Annotated in this window: 19 protein-coding genes; 9 read left to right on the top strand and 10 right to left on the bottom strand. The window is 70.5% G+C overall.

The annotated features are described in order from the left end of the window. Positions 1–139: 139 nt before the first annotated feature. Positions 140–1,489, top strand: a complete 1,350-nt coding sequence (lysA, locus tag FXO23_RS13130) for a diaminopimelate decarboxylase (RefSeq protein ID WP_158884449.1) — start codon at positions 140–142, stop codon at positions 1,487–1,489. Here lysA and FXO23_RS13125 read toward each other — a convergent pair. Together FXO23_RS13125 and FXO23_RS13120 are read right to left on the bottom strand one after the other, a co-directional pair. Then, on the bottom strand, positions 1,486–1,941 hold the full coding sequence (locus FXO23_RS13125; protein WP_158884447.1) for a DUF6328 family protein: 456 nt from the start codon (positions 1,939–1,941) through the stop codon (positions 1,486–1,488). The genes lysA and FXO23_RS13125 overlap by 4 nt on opposite strands. Then, positions 1,938–2,858, bottom strand: coding sequence for a DMT family transporter (locus FXO23_RS13120; RefSeq protein ID WP_158884445.1), 921 nt, complete (start codon positions 2,856–2,858; stop codon positions 1,938–1,940). Before FXO23_RS13120 ends, FXO23_RS13125 begins: the two co-directional genes overlap by 4 nt. A gap of 126 nt (positions 2,859–2,984) precedes the next feature. Here FXO23_RS13120 and FXO23_RS13115 point away from each other — a divergent pair, with 126 nt between their 5' ends. After that, positions 2,985–3,572, top strand: coding sequence for a superoxide dismutase (locus tag FXO23_RS13115; RefSeq protein ID WP_158884443.1), 588 nt, complete (start codon positions 2,985–2,987; stop codon positions 3,570–3,572). Between the two features lie 19 nt (positions 3,573–3,591). Here the strand turns inward: FXO23_RS13115 and FXO23_RS13110 are convergent, their stop codons facing one another. Next, positions 3,592–5,376: a DUF2339 domain-containing protein gene (locus FXO23_RS13110; RefSeq protein WP_158884441.1), complete on the bottom strand. Its 1,785-nt coding sequence runs from the start codon at positions 5,374–5,376 to the stop codon at positions 3,592–3,594. Between the two features lie 154 nt (positions 5,377–5,530). On the opposite strand from FXO23_RS13110, the gene FXO23_RS13105 reads away from it, so the two are divergent. From FXO23_RS13105 to phoU, 7 genes are all read left to right on the top strand, one after another. Beyond that, entirely contained in the window at positions 5,531–5,746 is a 216-nt protein-coding gene (locus FXO23_RS13105) for a hypothetical protein (RefSeq protein ID WP_158884439.1), read from the top strand. After that, positions 5,731–6,114 carry a HicB family toxin-antitoxin system gene (locus FXO23_RS13100; RefSeq protein WP_158884437.1) on the top strand — a complete coding sequence of 128 codons (384 nt, stop codon included), beginning with the start codon at positions 5,731–5,733 and terminating at the stop codon, positions 6,112–6,114. The genes FXO23_RS13105 and FXO23_RS13100 overlap by 16 nt, the downstream gene beginning before the upstream one ends. 44 nt (positions 6,115–6,158) lie before the next feature. Next, positions 6,159–7,304 (top strand): tRNA dihydrouridine synthase DusB, encoded by a 1,146-nt coding sequence (gene dusB / locus FXO23_RS13095; RefSeq protein ID WP_158884435.1) that lies wholly within the window; start codon positions 6,159–6,161, stop codon positions 7,302–7,304. A 57-nt stretch (positions 7,305–7,361) separates the two neighbouring features. Then, a complete protein-coding gene (locus tag FXO23_RS13090) occupies positions 7,362–7,802 on the top strand; it encodes a hypothetical protein (protein WP_158884432.1) in 441 nt (146 codons plus the stop codon). 121 nt (positions 7,803–7,923) lie between these two features. Beyond that, positions 7,924–8,586 carry a GGDEF domain-containing protein gene (locus FXO23_RS13085; protein ID WP_425484862.1) on the top strand — a complete coding sequence of 221 codons (663 nt, stop codon included), beginning with the start codon at positions 7,924–7,926 and terminating at the stop codon, positions 8,584–8,586. Between the two features lie 250 nt (positions 8,587–8,836). After that, on the top strand, positions 8,837–10,867 hold the full coding sequence (locus FXO23_RS13080; protein WP_343034478.1) for an LCP family protein: 2,031 nt from the start codon (positions 8,837–8,839) through the stop codon (positions 10,865–10,867). Between the two features lie 100 nt (positions 10,868–10,967). Next, on the top strand, positions 10,968–11,633 hold the full coding sequence (gene phoU, locus FXO23_RS13075) for a phosphate signaling complex protein PhoU (RefSeq protein WP_158884430.1): 666 nt from the start codon (positions 10,968–10,970) through the stop codon (positions 11,631–11,633). Between the two features lie 170 nt (positions 11,634–11,803). Here phoU and FXO23_RS13070 read toward each other — a convergent pair whose 3' ends face one another. From FXO23_RS13070 to FXO23_RS13040, 7 genes are all read right to left on the bottom strand, one after another. Then, the gene (locus FXO23_RS13070; RefSeq protein WP_158884428.1) at positions 11,804–12,715 is read right to left on the bottom strand and encodes an EamA family transporter; all 912 of its coding nucleotides are present in this window, start codon (positions 12,713–12,715) and stop codon (positions 11,804–11,806) included. A 165-nt stretch (positions 12,716–12,880) separates the two neighbouring features. Next, complete coding sequence (gene pstB / locus FXO23_RS13065) at positions 12,881–13,657, bottom strand: phosphate ABC transporter ATP-binding protein PstB (protein ID WP_158884426.1); 777 nt, start codon at positions 13,655–13,657, stop codon at positions 12,881–12,883. 12 nt (positions 13,658–13,669) lie between these two features. After that, positions 13,670–14,596: a phosphate ABC transporter permease PstA gene (gene pstA, locus FXO23_RS13060; RefSeq protein ID WP_158884424.1), complete on the bottom strand. Its 927-nt coding sequence runs from the start codon at positions 14,594–14,596 to the stop codon at positions 13,670–13,672. Positions 14,597–14,598: 2 nt separating this feature from the next. Then, positions 14,599–15,522, bottom strand: a complete 924-nt coding sequence (gene pstC, locus FXO23_RS13055; protein ID WP_158884712.1) for a phosphate ABC transporter permease subunit PstC — start codon at positions 15,520–15,522, stop codon at positions 14,599–14,601. 206 nt (positions 15,523–15,728) lie between these two features. Continuing rightward, positions 15,729–16,862 (bottom strand): phosphate ABC transporter substrate-binding protein PstS, encoded by a 1,134-nt coding sequence (pstS, locus tag FXO23_RS13050; RefSeq protein WP_158884422.1) that lies wholly within the window; start codon positions 16,860–16,862, stop codon positions 15,729–15,731. 626 nt (positions 16,863–17,488) lie between these two features. Further along, positions 17,489–18,379, bottom strand: a complete 891-nt coding sequence (gene mshD / locus FXO23_RS13045; protein ID WP_158884420.1) for a mycothiol synthase — start codon at positions 18,377–18,379, stop codon at positions 17,489–17,491. Positions 18,380–18,401: 22 nt separating this feature from the next. After that, positions 18,402–19,157 carry a winged helix-turn-helix transcriptional regulator gene (locus tag FXO23_RS13040; protein ID WP_158884418.1) on the bottom strand — a complete coding sequence of 252 codons (756 nt, stop codon included), beginning with the start codon at positions 19,155–19,157 and terminating at the stop codon, positions 18,402–18,404. Positions 19,158–19,319: the final 162 nt, after the last annotated feature.

Genomic DNA, 19,319 nt, shown 5'->3' with positions numbered 1-19,319 from the left:
GGTGACCACCACCCGGGCGTCAACATCACGTCAACGCCTCCACCCAGCGCGTCAGGACCTCGTAGGCGATCCGCCCAGCACGCGGTCGCGGCGCTGTGCTTGCGGATGTCGGAAACCGATCCGAAGCACGGAGGTAACAGTGACGCTCGCCGAGCTGCTGCCAAGCCTTGGCTGCTCAGTAGCCGATCACCTCGAGCACGACACCTGGCCGCCGGGGACGCGGCTGGGCCGCGACGGTGAGCTGATCTTCGCCGGCGCGCCGGTCAGCCAGCTCGCCGCGCGGTTCGGCACCCCGGCGTACCTGATCGACGAGAACGCGGTCCGCGCCCGCGCCCGCGCCTACACCGCGGCGCTGCCGGAGGCGGAGGTGGCGTTCGCGAGCAAGGCGCTGTCCTCCGGCGCCGTGCTGCGCTGGATCGCCGAGGAGGGGCTGTCGCTGGACACCTGCTCCGCGGGCGAAATCGCGATGGCGCGGTCGATCGGCTTCCCCGCGGAGCGAATCCTGTTGCACGGCAACGCGAAGACGCCCGAGGACCTGAAGGCCGCGCTGAGCTACCGGGTGGGGCGGATCGTGCTCGACTCGCTCGACGAGATCGCGCAGCTCGGCGCGCTCGCGCCGCACCGACAGGACGTGCTGCTGCGGGTCACGCCCGATGTGGACGCCCGGACCCACGCCAAGATCAGCACCGGCGCCGAGGGCCAGAAGTTCGGCTTCTCGCTGCGCGGCGACGTGCCGGACAACCTCGACCGCGCGGTGGCCGCGGTGCTCGCGCAGCCGAGCCTGCGCCTGGCCGGGCTGCACTGCCACATCGGTTCCCAGGTGTCCCGAGTGGACAAATACGAGGAGGCCGCCCGGCGGATGATCGCCGAACTCGCGCGGATCCGGGACACCCACGGGATCACCCTGCGCCAGCTCGACCTCGGCGGCGGGCAGGCGATCGGGTACCTGCCCGGCGAGGCGCCGTTCGATCTGCAGGGCTACGCGCGCCGGTTGCGGGTGGCGATCGGTTTCGAATGCTCGTCGCGCGATTTCCCGATGCCCCGCCTGACGATCGAACCGGGCCGGTCGATCGTCGGGCAGGCCGGGATCACCGTGTACCGGGTGTGCGCGGTGAAACGCGGCGGGCGGACGTTCGTCGCGGTGGACGGCGGGATGAGCGACAACCCGCGGCCCGCGCTGTACGGCGCGCGGTACACCGCCCGGCTGGTCGGCCGGTATTCGGCGGCGCCGCGGAAGCCGATGGTGGTGGTGGGGCGGCACTGCGAATCCGGTGACGTCCTGGCCGAGGACATCGCGCTGCCCGGCGACCTGCGCGCGGGCGATTTGCTCGCGGTGCCGTGCACCGGCGCCTACCACCACTCGCTGGCGTCGAACTACAACCTCGTCGGCCGCCCGCCGCTGGTCGGCGTCCGCGACGGGCACGCGAGCCTGCTGGTCCGCCGCGAAACCGAGGACGACCTGCTGGCGCGGGAGGTGGGCTGCCGCTAGGGGTCGAGGCGGCGCGGCAGGACGAACCACACCACGGCGAACGCGCCCCCGGCGAGCACGCCCACCACGGCCATCGAGATCGGGCCGTACACCACCTTGGCGATCAGCGCGACGGTCAGGGTCACCGCCCCGGCCAGGCAGACCAGCCCGGCGATCACCGAGCGGTTGCCCGCGTTGAGGATCTCCGCGCGGGCGCCGCGGCGGAACAGGATCCGGTGCCACGCGGCGGGTGCGGACAGCAGGACCGTGGACAGCACCGCGAGCAGGACCGCGCACAGGTGCACGGCCTTCTCGAACCCGCTGGCGTGCCGGAAGGCGTCGGTGAACACGACGGTGAGCAGGAAGCCGAACAGGATCTGCACCCCGGCCTGCGCGACCCGCAGCTCACCGAGCAGCTCGTTCACGTTGCGCGTGAGCCGCTGGTTCTCCGTCTCCTCCGGTTCGCCGGTCACAACGCGGGCTCCAGCACCACCGGGCGCCGCCGGACCTTCTCGTGCCAGCCGAGCGCGGTCACCGCGACCACCACGATCACCAGCCCCAGCCACTGGGTCGCCCGCAGGTGAGCGTCCAGAAAGGACACTCCGATCAGGGCAGCGGTCGCCGGGAACGCGAGTTCGGCCAGGGTGGCCCGGGCGGCCGGAGTGGACCGCAGTCCCGCGTAGTACAGGCTCAGCGCGAGCAAACCCGGGACGAAGGCCAGCAGGGCGAGGCCGAACGCGTTGCCCCAGCCGACCGCGAACGAGCTGCCCTGGGCCGCGACGATGATCGCGGCCACCGGCAGCCCGACGGTGAACCGCAGCACGGTCACCTCGCGCGGCGCCAGGCGGGTGGACACCAGGCGCCCGAGCACGGTCCCGGCCGCCCAGAGCACCGCCGCGCCGATGGCCAGCAGCGCCGCCCGCACCGCGGAGAGCTGGATGTGCAGCGGATCGGCGAAGGCGAGCAGCCAGGCCCCGATCAGCGCGGGCACCGCGAACAGGGCGTAACCGGCGCGGATGCGTTCGCCGAGCACTCCGAAGGCGGCGAGCACGGCGAACAGCGGTTGCAGTTTCTGCAGGACCAGCGGGGTGATCGGATCACCGGTTTGGAAGGCCGCGGTGAACAGCGCGGTGGCCAGTGCCGAGGAACCGCCCCCGATCACCAGCACCGCGAACCACTCCCGGGGCGTGCCGCGCCGAAGCGCGCGCAGCGCGGCCGGGATGAGCGGGCTGAGCACGAGCACCACCAGCAAATGTTCCCAGAACACCACGGTTCCCGCAGGCAACGCTTCGGCCAGCGGCAGCCGCAGCAGTCCGTCGGTCCCCCAGAGCGCGGCCGCGACCGCCACCAGCCAGGTGCGGTCCGCGGGCGCGTCGACGGTTGTAGTCACAGGCCCACATTACGAGCGGATTCGGCATTTCCGGTGCTCGTGATGCCACTGGGTGGACCGGAAATACATCACACGTCCGAGTGGGAATAATGGCCCCGTCAGTCGTTGCCGGGTTAAGGAATGATCATGCGAATCGTCGCGGGAGTCCTGACCACCGTCCTCGTCGCCGCCACGGCGCTCACCGCCGCCGGACCGGCGGCCGCCGCGTCCGAAGCCGGCGGCGGCCACAACTTCCGGGTCGTCGCCGCGCACGGCGAGTTCGGCGAGTTCGAACCGGGCGCCAACGCGGTCACCTACCAGCCCGATCTCGTCCCGGTGGACTCGAAGGCCCACGTGCTCTCGGTGTCCTCGTCCGGGTTCGGCACGACCACCTGGTTCGCCGTCGCGGGCCTGGTGCCGAACCGCGAATACGGCGCCCACGCGCACACGAACGCCTGCGGCGCGACCGGCAACGACGCCGGGCCGCACTACCAGAACGTCCAGGATCCGGTGTCCCCGTCGGTCGATCCGGCCTACGCCAATCCGCGGAACGAGATCTGGCTCGACTTCACCACCAACGCGCATGGCCGGGCGCACGCCAACTCCAAGGTGGACTGGCAGTTCGGCGAACGGCGCGCGAAGTCGATCGTCATCCACGAAACGCACACGCACACCGACCCGGGCCACGCCGGGATGGCGGGCGCGCGGCTGGCGTGCCTGAACGTGGACTACTGAGTGTCGCCTGGCGGGCGGGTCAGTGTCCCGCCCGCCGGTTCGCGACCAGTCGCGCGTACCGGGTCCCGGCGGCGAGCAGGATCAGCCCGGCGCCGAGGAACGCGGAGACCCGGGCCATCCCGTCCAGCGCGGCGAGGTCGAACAGCACCAGTTTGACCACGGCCGCGCCGACCAGCACCAAGCCGATCACCCGCAGGGCCACCACGTCGATGCCGCGCACCAGCAACGCGAGCGCGGCGACCGTCCAGGACACCGTGATCACGGCGTGCCCCAGCAGGAACCCGGACCGGCCGGGCAGCACCAGCAGCGCCCCGGACAGCACGACCCCGGCCGCCCCGTAGAGCGCGGCGACCCCGGCGATCAGCCAGGGCGGCAGGTTCGCCGAGGGCGCGCGGAGCGCCTCGAGCCGGAACGCGGCCCACGGCAGCGCGATCGAGACCGCCAGGATCAGCGCGGCCACCAGGACGGCCCCGGCGAGCGCGGCGGGGGTGCGGTAGCGGAACACCAGCAGCATCCCCGGCGGGAGGTCCCGCGCCAGCGCGAGCACCCCGCCGAGCACGGCGAATCCGAGCGCCCCGGACAACGCGACCCGGTTGCGGGCCCACGCCGCCACCAGGACGAGAAGCAACGCCTCGCCGAGCAGCACGGCCGCGCGAGCCGTCCCGTCGAACTGGAGGACGGTCGCCTGCAGCGCCGCGACCAGCCCGGCCGCCCCGGCCAGATCGCCCGCGTGCCCGGGCCAGAAACGCCGGGTGGCCCAGACGGCGAGCAGCGCCACGGCCACCCCGGCGGAAACCGGCACGGCCTGGGTTTTCGGCAGGAGCCAGGCCGCGATCAGCGCGGGCGCCGCGGCCCCGGCGAGCAGGGCGAGCGCGGCCGCGTCGTCCGGGCGGCGGCGGGCGGCGATCAGGGCGAGGGCGAGGCCCACCGCCCCGGCGGCGAGCGCGGCGGCCGTGTTCGCCCAGGTGCCGGGTTCGCCGGTGACCGCGGTGCCGCACACCGAGGCCATCAGCGGCGGCACCCCGGCGGCGACGGCCAGCCCGGTCCAGTCCCGGCGCAGCTGCACCGGGGTCGTGGCCACCTGGACCATCAGCAGGAACGCCACGAGTTCCGGGGTGAAGCCCCGGGTGATCACCGGCGCGCACACCGCGCACCCGGCGACCACGGCGATGGCGAACAAGGCGGAATCCCAGCGCGCGGCCAGGCCGAGCCCGCCGACGGCGACGAGGAGCCCGGCCGCGAGCCCGGCGAACGCGGGCAGGAATTCGTACAGGGTCGTCGCCGCGATCGCGTCCAGGTAGAGCGCGGCGATCCCGGTGGCGGCGAGCGCGAACGCGCCGGTCCGGCCGGCGGGATTGCGGTGCAGCCAAGCTCCGGTCCCGATCAGCCCGAGCCCGAGCGCGGCGCCGAGGAGCACCCGCGGCAGCGGACCAAGCCAGCCGCGCTGGATCGCCAGCACGAGCAGCAGGACCACGCCGAGCAGGGTGACCGCGCCGCCGACCCAGGCGAGCAACCGGCTGCCCGCGCCTTCGCTCCCGAGCGCCTCGGCCAGCGACCGGCGCGGCGGCCGTGGTGGCGCTGGCGGCGGCATCGGCGGTGGTTGCCACTGCCGCGGGGGCGGCGGCATCCACTGCGGCCCGGGCGGCGGCGGGGGCATCGGCTGCCACGCGGGATCGGGTTGCGGCCGCGGTGCGGGTTCCGGTGCGTCCCCCAGGTTCCGTATCTCGGCGCCGACCCGCGCGAGGCGGCGCCCAAGGTCGTCTATCTCCTCGGCAAGCCTGCCGAGCGCTTCTCGATCGGGCATGCGCCCAGGATGGGCGGCGGACCGCGGCCGCGGATGCGTAGCACTACTCAAAGCCCGATGACGATTCGGCCACCACCCGGGCCATGTCACACCATCGAAGCAACTGTCTAGACCGCTATTGACGGTTGCGTCTACCCCTGCCTAGACATACCCTGTGAAGAGACGCGAAGTCATCAAGAAGATCGCCGCCGCGGCCAAGAAACACGAAGCCGAGTGGGTATTGGCCCGAGAAGGCGCCAACCACACCGTCTACACCCTGAACGGCGTGGTGATACCCATACCGCGCCACAACGAACTCGGCGAGATCTTCGCGGCGGACATCTTCAAGGAGTGCGAAGAGGTCTTGGGGAAGGGATGGTGGAAGAAGTGAAGACTTACCACGCCGAAGTCACTCGAGACGGGAAGTTCTGGCTCATCCGCGTCCGCGAGATCAACCGATCGACCCAAGCCCTCCGCTACAAGGACGTCGAGATGATGGCGAGTGACCTCATCGAGATCATGGAGGATCTTCGCAACGACGAGTACGACCTCGAGCTCGAGGTGCACCTGCCGAGTTCGGTGACGGACCATCAGGCGCGCGCCGAGGTCCTCCGCGAGCAAGCCCAACGCAAGCAAGCGGAAGCTGCCGCCGAGAATCGAGCGGCGGTGCAAGAACTGCTCGCGCTAGGGCTCTCACAGCGTGAAGCGGGCGAGGTACTCGGTGTGTCGTTCCAGCGCGTCAGCCAGTTGGCCAAGTAGCCCTGGAGCAGCCCAGTCGCCCGTGCCACACGTCACCAGCCACAATGGAGGACGTGACCGCCACCCTGAGCAAGCCCGCGCTGCGGATCGGACCGTACGAGGTCGATCCGCCGGTCGTGCTCGCGCCGATGGCCGGGATCACCAACGTCGCGTTCCGGCGCCTGTGCCGCGAGTACGGCGCCGGGCTGTACGTCTGCGAGATGATCACCGCCCGCGCGGTGGTGGAGCGGCATCCCGGCACGATGCACATGATGACCTTCGACCAGGGCGAATACCCCCGGTCGATGCAGCTCTACGGGGTCGACCCGGTGACCATGGGCGAGGCCGTCAAGATCATCGTCGGGGAGGGGCTCGCCGACCACGTGGACGCCAACTTCGGCTGTCCGGTGGCGAAGGTGACCCGCAAGGGCGGCGGCGCCGCGCTGCCGTTCAAGCGCCGGTTGTTCGGCGACATCGTCGCGGCTTCGGTCCGCGCCGCCGAATCCGCGGGCGTGCCGTTCACCGTCAAGTTCCGCATCGGGATCGACGACGACCACCACACCTACCTCGACGCGGGCCGGATCGCCGAGGCCGAGGGCGCCGCCGCGGTGTCCCTGCACGCGCGCACCGCCGCGCAGCGGTACTCCGGCCAGGCCGACTGGAGTGCGATCGCGCGCCTGAAGGAAGCCGTCACCACCATCCCGGTCCTGGGCAACGGCGACATCTTCACCGCGGCCGACGCGCTGCGCATGGTCGCCGAAACCGGCTGCGACGGGGTCGTCGTCGGGCGCGGCTGCCTCGGCCGCCCGTGGCTGTTCGGCGAACTCGAAGCCGCCTTCGCCGGTCGCGAGATCCCGGCGGGCCCGAACCTCGGCGAGGTCGGGCGCATCCTGCGCCGCCACGCCGAACTGCTGGTGCAGCACGACGGCGCCACCAAGGCCATGCGCGACCTGCGCAAACACATGGCCTGGTACTTCATGGGCTTCCCGGTCGGCTCCGAACTCCGCCGCCGGTTCGCCATGGTGTCCAGCCTGGACGAACTCGACGAACTCATCGCGCAGCTGGACGCGGACGCCCCGTTCCCGGCGGCCGCCGAGGGACCCCGGGGCCGCCAGGGTTCCCCGGGCAAGGTCGTCCTCCCGCACGGCTGGCTGAACGATCCGGACGACGAACGCGTCCCCGAGGCCGAGGACATGCACTCGGGCGGCTGAGCCCCGCCATACTGGATCGCGGAAGCGGGAACGCCGAGCATTCGACGCGGAGGGCACATGATCGGCCGGCTCGGCGGTTGCCTGGTCCTGCTGGCCGCGCTGGTCGCGGGCTGCACGAGCGATCCGCCGCCGCGGCCGGAATCCGACCGGGAGAAGGTCGATCGCTACTTCAGCGAGCTCAACGCGGCCGGGCGGCAGGGATCCCAGGCGCAGCAGGAGTTCCTGCGCGGTGCCCAGCATCCCGACTTCACCGGCAAGGCGTGCGAGCTGAACGGGCTGACCCTGGACGTCTACGCGGCCCTGTCGACGCTGCGGCCGGATCCGGACTGGACGCCGGAGGGCGCCACCAAACCGCCGAGCGGGGTCATCTACGTCCTCGGCATTTCGATCACCCTGCGCCGGGCGGGCGCGACGCTCGGGGAGCAGATCGGCTCGGCCCGGGTCGCCCTGGCAGACGGCCGCGCCTACGGGTTCACCCCGTGCCCATCGTCTCGTTGAGCGGCCAATCGGGGGGTTGGATACCACCAATCGGCCGCATGTCTTAGTCCGCTTGAGCGATCTTCGCGTCCCGTCGGACCGATGGCTCAAGCCCGGCAACGAACCGGACGACAAGAACTGGGTGACGGATATCGAGGTGATGTCACAACAGGAAGCGCTCGCGGACCCGTTCGGGCCGCACGAGTCGATCGCCGGGGTGCTCGCGGCGCAGGGTGAATGGCGACAGGCCTACGAGCACCTGCGGACCGCGCTCGACCGGGCTCGTGAGGAAAGCCTGCGCGACGCGCTCACCGCCACCTACAACCGCCGCTTCCTGGATCTGTGGCTCGCCTCGCGGCCGCGCGCGGTGAACGGGCTGGCGCTCGCGCTGGTCGATCTCGACCTGTTCAAGCGGATCAACGACACCTTCGGCCACCCCGCCGGGGACCACGTGCTGCGCCGCACGGTTTCGCTGTTGCGCGACGGCCTGCCGCCGGGCGGGTTCTGCGCGCGGTACGGCGGCGAGGAGTTCGCCCTGGTGCTGCCCGGGGTCCCGCCGGGCACCGCGCTCGGGGTGGCCGAACGGGCCCGGGACCGGGTCGCCCGGCATTCGTGGCCGGAACTGGCCACGGGGTTCGCGGTCACCGTGAGCATCGGGCTCGCGTACCAGCCCTCGGGCCGGGTCGACGTGCCGCACCAGCTCAAACAGGCCGATCGGCTGCTCTACGCGGCGAAACACGCGGGCCGCAACGCGGTCGCCTACCGGGAGCGCGGCGACATCCGGATCGTCGCACACGGTAGGTAGCAAAGCCCGGTTTGTCGCCCACTTCGCGGACGAGCGACTTAACCAAAACGTGGCGGCGAGGCCCCCTATTCCCACTGTGCGTAAAAAAGTTCTCGGGAGGGTGTCGTCACGAACGGCGGGTATCCGTACGATAACGATGCCCGACGCACCGGCGATGAATCTTGTTGATGCCTACCGGCGCGCGCGGGCAACGGAACGAACCGGCGCGGCGTCTGAAGATCGCCGAACCACCAACGCGAAAGGAGACCGGGTGCCCGACGACCAAGTTCCCGGTCCCCGGCCGACGGACGGGTTCGCGCGCATCCGCCACAACCGGGCCCAGGCGTCCGGCAAGCGCCGTCGTTCGATGGACACCTACGGCGGCATCAGCGTCTCCGAGGTGGTGGCCCGGCACACCGGCCAGCATCCCCGGCCCGAGGCGCCGAAACCGCAGGCCGCGCCGAAACCGCAGCCGCCGCGCGCGCCCGAGCGAAAACCCCCGGCGGCGCAACCGCCCCCGCCCCCCGCGGCGCGGCGCCCGGCACCGCCGGCGCCGCCGGAGACGCGCCGGTCCGACTTGCCCGCCCCGCAGCGCCGTCAACCCGCCCCGGGCACCGGCCAGCCGCCGGTGCGGCGGGCTCCGCGCCGCCCGGCCCAGCGCCCGGCGCCCCCGGCCGCCCGGCGCCCGCCGCAGGCGTCGGCTCCCCTGCCCGCACCCCCGCCCCCGCCCGCGGCGCCCGCTCCAGCCCCTGCCGAGCCGCCACCGGCCCAGCCGCCACAGAAGCCGCCGCAGGACTCGATCCGCAACGCGCTCGACGGCGCTCCGCCGCCGTCCGCGCCGCCGCGCGCGCGGCGACCGCCGCGTCCCCGCCGGCCACCGGCCCCCTCGCTCGAGGACCGGCTGACCATGACCGACGAGATGGAGCCGGTCGACGACGCCACCAAGTACCGGCGCAAGATCGACAACTCGCTCGCCCGGTTCTCCGCCGCGCACGACGAACTCGCGGCCGAGGAGGCGAAACGCAAGCAGCGCCGGGAACGGCTGGCCGCGCGTCCCGCGCAACTGCTCGAGCAGACCCGGACGCGGCTGCAGCGGGTCGTGCACCACGATCCGGCCGACGAGCCGACGCGCAAGGTGGCCCAGCCGGTCGCCAAACCGGACGCGGAGCCCGAGGCCGTCCCGGAAGCGGCACCGCAGACCCGGTTGCAGGAGAAGAAGCAGCGCCGCAACGAGCGGTCGATCAAGGCCGGGCGGATCACCGCGGTGGCGCTGGCCGCGCTGGTGTTCCTCGCCACGGGCGCGCTGTGGGGCACGAAGACCTGGTTCAACAACAAGTTCAACGAGATCGCGGCGCTGGACGAGAACTCCTCGGACATCCAGGACGCGGCCGGGCAGCGCGGCGACGAGAACTTCCTCATCGTCGGCTCGGACACGCGGGCCGGTGCGGTTCCCGGTCAGGACGTCGGCGACGAGGACGGCGTGCCGGGGGCGCGGTCGGACACGATCATGCTCGCGCACATCCCGGCCGACCGGCAGCGCGCGGTGGTCGTGTCGTTCCCGCGCGACCTGGAGATCAAGCGGCCCGAATGCGACCGCTGGGACCCGGTCAAGGCCGACTACACCGCCGAGAAGGTGCCCGGCGAGAAGATCACCAAGCTGAACACCACCTACTCGGTGGGCGGTCCGCGGTGCACGCTGAAATGGGTGCAGCAGCTGACCGGGATGAAGATCAACCACTTCATCGGGATCGATTTCAACGGGTTCAAGGGCATGGTCGACGCGGTGCAGGGTGTGACCGTGCACCTGGACAAGCCGGTGGACGACACGACGCTGGGCATGGTCATCTCGCAGACCGGGGACGTCACGATCTCCGGCGACCAGGCGCTGAACTTCGTGCGGGCGCGGCACGTCAAGGGCGATGTGACCTCCGACTACGGCCGGATCAAGCGGCAGCAGCAGTTCATTTCCTCGTTGCTGCAGAAGGTGATGTCGCACGGCGTGCTGACCGATCCGGGTCAGCTGAGCGCTTTCGTGACGGCGTTCGCGGGGGCCACCTTCGGCGACAACATCGGGGTGGACCAGATGCTCACGCTGGGCCAGTCGATGAAGGGGATGGACGCGTCGAAGGTCAACTTCCTGACCGTGCCGACGACCGGCGAGTCGAACTCCCGCGGCAACGAGGTGCTGATTGAATCGAAGGCCGCGGCGATCTTCCGCGCGCTGATCGCGAACGGGCCGATGCCGGACGACAAACCGAAGCCGAACGTGCAGGCGGACGGGCCGCAGAAGCCCGCTCGCTGATCGATTCGCCTGGTCGGAAAAGGTGATTCGTTAGGCCGGGTTCATGTCCGGTTCACCCTGCGATGCGCCGTTCGCGTTGTGTCATCAGTAAAGTGTGGCCATGCGCGAGGCTTACCACGTCGAACTCGAAGAACTGGCCGGGCAGCTGGCCGCCATGTCGGCCCAGGTCGCGGACGCGATGGAGAAGGCGACCAAGGCATTGCTCGAAGTCGACCTGGAGCTGGCCGAGCGGGTGATCAGCGACGACACCAAGGTCGACGACGCCCGGGCCGCGTGCGAGGAGCAGGCCTACGCGCTGCTCGCGCTGCAGGCCCCGGTGGCGACCGACCTGCGGACCGTGCTCGCCGCGATCCACGCGGCCGAAAGCCTGGAGCGGATGGGCGATCTGGCCCTGCACGTGGCGAAGGCGGCCCGGCGGCGGCACCCGGAACCGGTGCTGCCCGATCAGGTCCGCGGCGACTTCGCCAAGATGGGCGAGGTCGCGGTGAAGCTGGCCCGGCAGGCCGAGCAGGTGATCAAGTCCAAGGACGTGGACGCGGCCCGCAACCTGGAGGCCGAGGACGACCAGGTCGACGACATCCACCGCCACCTGTTCACCGTGATCATGGACCGCGACTGGCCGCACGGCGTGGCCGCCGCGGTGGACGTCACGCTGCTGGGCCGCTTCTACGAGCGCTTCTCCGACCACGCCGTCTCGGTGGCTCGGCGGATGGTTTTCGTGGTCACCGGCAAGATGCCCGGCTACGGCTCCAACGAAGACGTCTGACCAGCCCTTCCCCTTACCCACCCCCCACCACTCCCTGGGGGGCGACCCCACGGCCAGTCTATCCGCGCGGGCCCCGGTGATCGGGGTCCGCGCGAAATCTGTGGATGGGGAAGGGCGGTGTGGACAACTCGGCCGACCGGTCAGTGCCCGGCTGGGAACCCGCTTCGCGATCAGGTGGCCGGTTTGGCCGTGCGCGTGGCGCCGATCGACGCGATCACCACGCAGCACACCGCGACCCACTGCAGCGGCTGGAGCATCTCGCCGAGCACCACGAGCCCGGCGAGCGCGCCGACCGCCGGTTCCAGGCTCATCAGGATCCCGAACACGCGCGGCGGGATCGTGCGCAGCGCCTCCAGTTCCAGGGAGTACGGGATCACCGAGGACAGCAGCGCGACGGCCAGCCCGATCGCCAGCACCCACGGCGCGAGCAGCCCGCTGCCGGTCTCCACGACGCCGACCGGCATCGCGACGATCGCGGCCACGGCCATCGCGAGCGCGAGCCCGTTCCCCTCGGTGGTCCGGCTGCCCAGCGCGGCGCTGAGCAGGATGTAGCTGCCCCAGCAGATCCCGGCGGCCAGCGCGAACAGCATCCCGGCCAGGGACAGGTCACCCCGCGACTCGCTGAGCAGCACGACCCCGCCCGCGGCGAGCAGCGCCCACAACGCGTCCAGCAACCGGCGCGAACCGGCCAGCGCCACCACCAGCGGCCCGAGGAACTCGATGGTCACCGCGATCCCCAGCGGGATCCGGGCGATCGCCTGGTAGAAGCACAGGTTCATCACGGCGAGCACCGCGCCGTAGGCCAGCACGACCGGCAGCGCCTTCCGCCCGATCCGCAGCGACGGCCGCCAGATCAGCAGCAGGACGACCGCCGCGAAGAACAACCGCAGCGCGACCGTGCCCGCCGGACCGGTCGCCGCGAACAGTTGCTTCGCCAGGGCCGCGCCGACCTGCACGCTGAAGATGCCGATGAGCACCTGCAACGGCGGCGGGATCGCGCCGAGCGCCCGCCCGGCCAGCGCGATCAGGCCGGACCGCGGCAGCGGCCTGCCCCCGACTCCCTCGACGTACGCCGAAACCACGCCCGCGCCCCCTTCCCGGCTCCACCGAAACTGGGACGACCGTACTTGCGACCCCCGACAGTTCTCGACCGAATATGCCCGATGTCATGAGGGGACCCCTCCAGACGAAAAGTGTCTGGAGGGGTCCCCTCATGACAGTGCGGTTTACCCGCGGTGTTGGAAAGCTCAGCCGAAGCGGCCGGAGATGTAGTCCTCGGTCGCCTTCTCGTCCGGGTTGGAGAAGATCTTCTCGGTGTCGTTCAGCTCGACCAACCGGCCCGGCTGGCCGACCCCGGCGAGGTTGAAGAACGCCGTCTGGTCCGACACCCGCGCCGCCTGCTGCATGTTGTGGGTGACGATGACGATCGTGTAGTCCTTCTTCAGCTCGCCGATCAGGTCCTCGATCGCGAGCGTGGAGATGGGGTCCAGCGCCGAGCACGGCTCGTCCATCAGCAGCACGTCCGGCCGGACCGCGATGGCCCGGGCGATGCAGAGCCGCTGCTGCTGCCCGCCGGACAGCCCGCCACCCGGCTTGCCCAGCCGGTCCTTGACCTCGGTCCACAGGTTCGCGCCGCGCAACGCGCGCTCGGCGACCTCGTCGAGCTTCTTCTTGTTCTTGGTGCCGGCCAGTTTCAGCCCGGCGACCACGTTGTCCCGGATGGACATCGTGGGGAACGGGTTGGGCCGCTGGAACACCATGCCGATCGTCCGGCGCACCTGCACCGGGTCCACAGCGGACGCATAGATGTCCTCGCCGTCCAGCAGGACCTCACCCTCCACCCGGGCGCCCGGGATCACCTCGTGCATCCGGTTCAGCGTCCGCAGCACGGTGGACTTGCCGCAACCGGACGGTCCGATGAACGCGGTGACGTTGCGCGGCGGCACCGACAGGGTGACGCCGTCCACGGCGTGGAACTTGCCGTAGTAGATATCCACGTCCTTGACGTCGATTCGCTTAGCCATGGCGGAAAACGCTCACTTCTTCTTCGGGGCGACCAGGCGGGCGAACACCGTGGCCAGGAGGTTGATCAGGGCGATGATGAGCACCAGGGTCAGGGCGGCGCCCCAGATGCGGTCGAAGCCGACGCTGCCGGGCGCCATGCTGTTGGAGACCCGCTCGTTGTTCATCAGCAGCGGCAACGAAGCCTGCTCACCGTTGAATACGTCCCAGTGCACGAAGTTCGAGTAACCGACGAGCACGAGCAGCGGCGCGGTCTCACCCATGACCCGGGCCAGCGCCATCATGACGCCGCTGATGATGCCGGACAACGCGGTGGGCAGGACGATCTTCATGATCGTCTTCCACTTCGGCACGCCCAGCGCGTACGAAGCCTCGCGCAGGTCGTCCGGCACGATCCGCAGCATTTCCTCGGTGGACCGCACCACCACCGGGATCATCAGCAGCACCAGCGCGAGGGACACCGCGAACCCGCTGCGCGGGAGCCCGAACGTGGTGATCCACAGCGCGTAGATGAACAGCGCGGCCACGATCGACGGGACACCGGAGAGGATGTCCACCATGAACGTGGTGATCTTGGCCAGCCTGCCGTTGCGGCCGTACTCGACCAGGTAGATCGCCACCAGCAAACCCAGTGGCACCGCGATGATCGCGCAGATCAGCCCCTGGAGCAGGGTGCCGATGACGGCGTGCAGCACCCCGCCGCCGACCTCGTCCGGGAGCACCGAGCCGAAGTCCTGCGTCCACCAGTTGGTGTAGGGGATGCGGGTGATGCCGTTGACGATCACCGTGTACAGCACCCACACCAGCGGCACCACCGCGACCAGGAAGGCGAGCCATACCAGCACGGTGGCGACGGCGTTCTTGGTCTTGCGCGCCAGGCTGACGTGCTGGAAGGCCGGCGCGGTGGCCGGTCGTTCCGGGTCGGCGATTGTGCTGGTCATCCTCAGTCCCCCTTCCGGTCGCCGATGATCGACCGTGCCGCGAAGTTGACCACGAAGGTCAGCACGAACAGCACCAGCCCGGCCGCGATGTACGCACCCGCCGAGGTCGGGTTGTTGAACTCGGAGTAGTTCGCCGCGATCTTCGAGGCGAAGGTGGCCCCGCCGTCGAACACGCTCCAGTCGAAGATCCGGCCCACCGGGATGTACAGGATCACCGCCAGCGCGATGGTCTCGCCGAGCGCCCGGCCCAGCCCGAGCATCGAGGCGCCGACGTAACCCGCCTTGCCGAACGGCAGCACGGTGGTCCGGATGACCTCCCAGCGGGTGGCGCCGAGCGCCAGCGCGCCCTCGATGTGGGGCGTGGGCGTCCGCTCGAACACCTCGCGGGTCAGCGAAGTGATGATCGGCAGCAGCATCACGGCGAGCACGACGCCCGCGGTGAAGATGGTGCCGAGGAAGTTGCCCCCCAGGTTGCCGTCGGCGAAGATCGGGATCCAGCCGAAGGCGGAGTTCAGCCACTTGGCGACCGGCTCGATTTCCGGGGCGAGCACGAGAATGCCCCACAGGCCGAAGATGATCGACGGCACCGCGGCGAGCAGGTCGATGATGTAGGCGAACGGCCGCGCCAGTTTCGCCGGCGCGTACTGGGTGAGGAACAGCGCGATCCCGAGCGAGATCGGCATCGCGATCACCAGGGCGACCACCGAGGTCGCGATGGTCACCAGCAGCAGGTCGAGGATCCCGAACCGCAGGTTGTTCGGGTCACCGGTGGCCCATTCCCGGGAGAACAGGAAGCTCACCTTGTCCGCCTGGAGAGCGGGGATCGCTTGCACCAGCAGGAAAAGGCCGATCAGGCCGATCAGCGCCACGACGAACACACCGGCGCCGGTGGTCAGGTTCTTGAAGATGCGGTCACCGGGCCGCATCTTGGTCTTCTTGCTCGCGCCCGGTCCCGCTGGGGAATCCAGGGGCGCGGCCGGATGCTCCGAAATCGGGCCCTCCGCGGGATGTTTGGACGACGACGGACGCCCACCGGTGTCCCCGGTGGGCGTCCGCGTCGAGTTTGGCTCGGTCATCGACTGTGTCAGTCCAGCCTGTCGTTACTGTTCAGAATGCTTCTCCGGCAAGATGATCAGGCGATCGCCTTGATGGAGTCCAGCACCTTGGTCTGCAGGCTCTGCGGGATCGGGACGTAGCCCTTCTCCGAAAGCGGCTGCTGGCCGTCGGTCGCCGCGACGGTCAGGAACGCCTTGACCGCCTTGGCGATGTCCGGGTTGTCGTACTTGGAGCACACGATCTCGTAGGTGGTCAGCAGCAGCGGGTAGGCGCCCGGGGTGTTGCTGGCGTAGATCTTGTCCAGGTCCAGCGCGAGGTCCTTGCTGCCTTCCTTCTTGAAGCTGGCGCTGTCCAGCGACTTGGCCACGGTCTCCGAGGTCAGCGCGACGCCGCCGGAACCGCTGTCGAGCTGCGCCGCGGTCAGGCCGTCCTTGGCGAAGGAAGCCTCGACGTAGGTGATCGCGCCGTCCGCGGTCTTGACCGCCTGGGCGACCCCGTTGGAACCGGCCGCGCCGTTGCCGACACCGCCCTTGAACTGCTTGCCGTCACCCTGGGTCCAAGCGCCCTTGGCCGCGGCCTTCAGGTACTTCTGGAAGTTGTCGGTGGTGCCGGACTCGTCCGACCGGGAGACGACCTGGATGTCCTTGTCCGGCAGGTTCAGGCCCTCGTTGCCCTTGACCGCCTTGATGGCCGGGTCGTTCCACTTCTTGATGCCACCGTTGAAGATTTTCGCGGCGACCTCGGGGGTCAGCGTCAGCTTGTCGACGCCCTGCAGCTTGTAGGCGATCGCGACCGGGCCGACGACCAGCGGCAGGTTCCACGCGTCGTTCCCCGCGCAGCGGGTCTTGGCCGCGGTGGCCTCTTCGCCGTCCTTCAGCGGGGAGTCCGAACCGGCGAAGTCGACCAGCTTGGCGTTGAACTGCTTCACCCCGGCGCCGGAACCGCTCGGGTTGTAGTTCACCTGCTGACCGGAGCACTTGGCCTGGTACTTCAGCGAGAAGATGTCGATGGCGTTCTTCTGCGCGGAAGACCCCTCGGCGGACAGCGGGCTCTTGCCGCCGCACTCGACGTTGGCGGTCCCCGAAGGCGCGGGCGCACCGGAGTTCTGGTTCCCGCTGTTGTTCGAGGCCGGATCGCTACCGCAGGCGGCGAGAACGAGGGCCGCACACGCCGCGATTCCGACGACGCCCATCGGCCGCATGATCTTCACTGCTTTTCCTCCAGGATTGGAGTCGTGTATCGGGATTCGCGGTCGGCTTGCCGCGTCGGCACCGGACACTAGGCAGCCTCGGTGGACGGGCGGCCGTCAGCAGATGAACGGAAGGTGAACAAGACAGCCATTGTGAGTAGTGATACCTCGGCCGAAAGGCTGCCGTGTCCGGCCTGTGACCTGGGTGTTTGCTGTGCGTGATAGCGCGCTGGCTGCCGGTTACAGAGATGCGAACTGCTTTCCGTAACTCCGGACAAACCGGCAACCACCCCCCACCACTCCCTGAGGGGCGGCCCCTCGGCCAGCCTACCGAGTCCCCGGTCGATCATGAAGGATTTCCACAGTCGCCTGTGGATAACCCGGATCCTGTGGATAACTCGGGGACAGGCCGGGGGACAACTCACCGACCCGAGCAGAGAACGCCTCCCCACCGGGAGGTGTTGGGCGGTCGCCTGTGCCGAAGGTTTTCCGGCTCGCCGGGGAGGACTGCCGGGGTCGTGAGTGGCCAGGCCGGTTCTAACCGGCCCAAACACTCACGACCCCCGGCACCCGGCGACCCCACTCCACAACGTCACCGTGCCCGGGACGCGCCGTCCCCGCGGTCCCAAAGCGCCCGCGGGGACGGACTATCCGGCGTACTGGACGTCGACCTCGTACCGGGTGAAGCCGAGTCGCCGGTACACGGCGATGGCCGGGGCGTTGTCCCCCTCGACGTAGAGGATCACCTGGCCGAGTCCCTTGTCCCGCAGGTACCGCAGCCCGGCCAGCGTCAGCGCCCGGCCCAGCCCGCCGCCCTGCGCGCCCGGATCGACCCCGACCACGTACACCTCGCCGACCGGTTCGCCGCCGAAGCGCGCCGGGTTCGGCGGGTGCACCTTGGTCCAGTGGAAACCCACGACCCGCCCGCTCGCGTCCTCGGCGAGGAAGAATCCGGCCGGGTCGAACCAGTCCTCGCGTTCGGCGGCGCGCACGTCCTCGACGGTCAACCGGCCCTGTTCCGGATGCCAGTCGAAGGCCCGCGCGTTGACCGCGACCAGCGCCTCCTCGTCCCGGCCGGGCACGAAGGTCCGCAGCGAGATCCCGGGCGCCGGGCTCGGCTCCGGCCAGTCGGCGTCGGCGGCCGAAACGTGCATCACCAGCAGTTCCCGGTCCCGGGTGAACCCGGCGCGTTCGGCGAGCCGCGCGGCGCCGGGGTGGTCGCCGTGCGCCCACACCCGCAGGTTCTCCCGCGGCGCCTTCGCCAGCAGGGCCTCCGCCATCGCGGTCGCGTGACCGCGGCGCCGCCGGTCCGGGTGCACGATCAGCTCGGCCACCTGCCGCCCGAACGCGTCCCCCGCGGTGTCCAGATGCGCGTAGCCGACCAGTTCGCCGTCCACCCGGGCGAGCAGGTGCGATCCACCGTCGAACTCGGCGGCGACCTCGGGACGGCCGTCGGCCTCCCGCGCCGCCAGCAGCAAAGCGCGCACCTCGCGCACGTCGCCGGGGTCCAGTTCGTCCGCCCACACCGCGTTCAGCACACGAGCGAGCCTACTTACCGGATCAGGTGGCGGAGTACTCCGTGGCCTCGAACGACTCCGGCACTACCGGGGCCGCCGGACCGCTCTTCGCGGCCGTGCCCTTCGCCGGGCGCTCGAACTTGTAGCCCACGTTGCGCACGGTGCCGATCATCTGCTCGTGCTCGGGGCCGAGCTTCGCGCGCAGCCGTCGCACGTGCACGTCGACCGTGCGGGTGCCGCCGAAGAAGTCGTAACCCCAGACCTCCTGCAGCAGCTGCGCCCGGGTGAACACCCGGCCCGCGTGCTGCGCGAGGTACTTGAGCAGCTCGAACTCCTTGTAGGTCAGCTCCAGCGTGCGGCGGCGCAGCCGGGCCGTGTAGGTGGCCTCGTCGATCACCAGCTCGCCGACCCGCAGTTCGGCGTCGACCTGCGTCGAACCGCCGTCGCGGGTGGTGGCCAGCCGCAGCCGAGCGTCCACCTCGGCGGGACCGGCCGTCGGCAGCAGGATGTCGTCGGTGCGCCATTCGGCGCTCACCGCGACCAGGCCGCCCTCGCCGACCACCGCGATGACCGGGGTCGCCGCCTCGTCTTCACCGGCGCCCTTGAGCAGCCGGCAGAGGCTCTTCGCCGACGCCAGATCGCTGCGCGCGTCCAGCAGGATCACGTCCCGGTGTCCCGCGTCGAGCAGCGCGGTGACCTCCGGGGCGCGCACGCGTACGGTGTGCGGCAGGAGATCGAGGGCGGGCAAGACCGCGGTGGCCTCAGGTTCCGGGGTGAGTACCAGCAGGTCCAGGCTCATCGCCACACCGCCTTGTCTTCAGATCGCCTCGGGCACGGCTTTGGTCGGTGCTGAGTGAGAATAGCGGGTGAACACGGGAAACACCGCATTGTTGCCATCGGCGTCACACCGATGGCCGGATATGTAAACCACATGTTAACCAGCGGCGAGAGAAACGGACGT

The sequence above is a fragment of the Amycolatopsis anabasis genome (assembly GCF_009765355.1).
Classification (GTDB): Bacteria; Actinomycetota; Actinomycetes; order Mycobacteriales; family Pseudonocardiaceae; genus Amycolatopsis; species Amycolatopsis anabasis.
The sequence above is the reverse complement of the archived record's forward strand: the minus strand, read 5'-3'. Positions and strand labels throughout refer to the sequence as shown.

Excerpts from the sequence above, each read along its gene's own strand:
- FXO23_RS13115 (WP_158884443.1), top strand. The coding sequence starts at position 2,985 with ATGCGAATCGTCGCGGGAGTCCTGACCACCGTCCTCGTCGCCGCCACG.
- FXO23_RS13090 (WP_158884432.1), top strand. The coding sequence starts at position 7,362 with ATGATCGGCCGGCTCGGCGGTTGCCTGGTCCTGCTGGCCGCGCTGGTC.
- dusB (WP_158884435.1), top strand. The coding sequence starts at position 6,159 with ATGGAGGACGTGACCGCCACCCTGAGCAAGCCCGCGCTGCGGATCGGA.
- pstB (WP_158884426.1), bottom strand. The coding sequence starts at position 13,657 with ATGGCTAAGCGAATCGACGTCAAGGACGTGGATATCTACTACGGCAAG.
- FXO23_RS13040 (WP_158884418.1), bottom strand. The coding sequence starts at position 19,157 with ATGAGCCTGGACCTGCTGGTACTCACCCCGGAACCTGAGGCCACCGCG.
- FXO23_RS13100 (WP_158884437.1), top strand. The coding sequence starts at position 5,731 with ATGGTGGAAGAAGTGAAGACTTACCACGCCGAAGTCACTCGAGACGGG.
- pstA (WP_158884424.1), bottom strand. The coding sequence starts at position 14,596 with ATGACCAGCACAATCGCCGACCCGGAACGACCGGCCACCGCGCCGGCC.
- FXO23_RS13110 (WP_158884441.1), bottom strand. The coding sequence starts at position 5,376 with ATGCCCGATCGAGAAGCGCTCGGCAGGCTTGCCGAGGAGATAGACGAC.
- pstC (WP_158884712.1), bottom strand. The coding sequence starts at position 15,522 with ATGCGGCCCGGTGACCGCATCTTCAAGAACCTGACCACCGGCGCCGGT.
- phoU (WP_158884430.1), top strand. The coding sequence starts at position 10,968 with ATGCGCGAGGCTTACCACGTCGAACTCGAAGAACTGGCCGGGCAGCTG.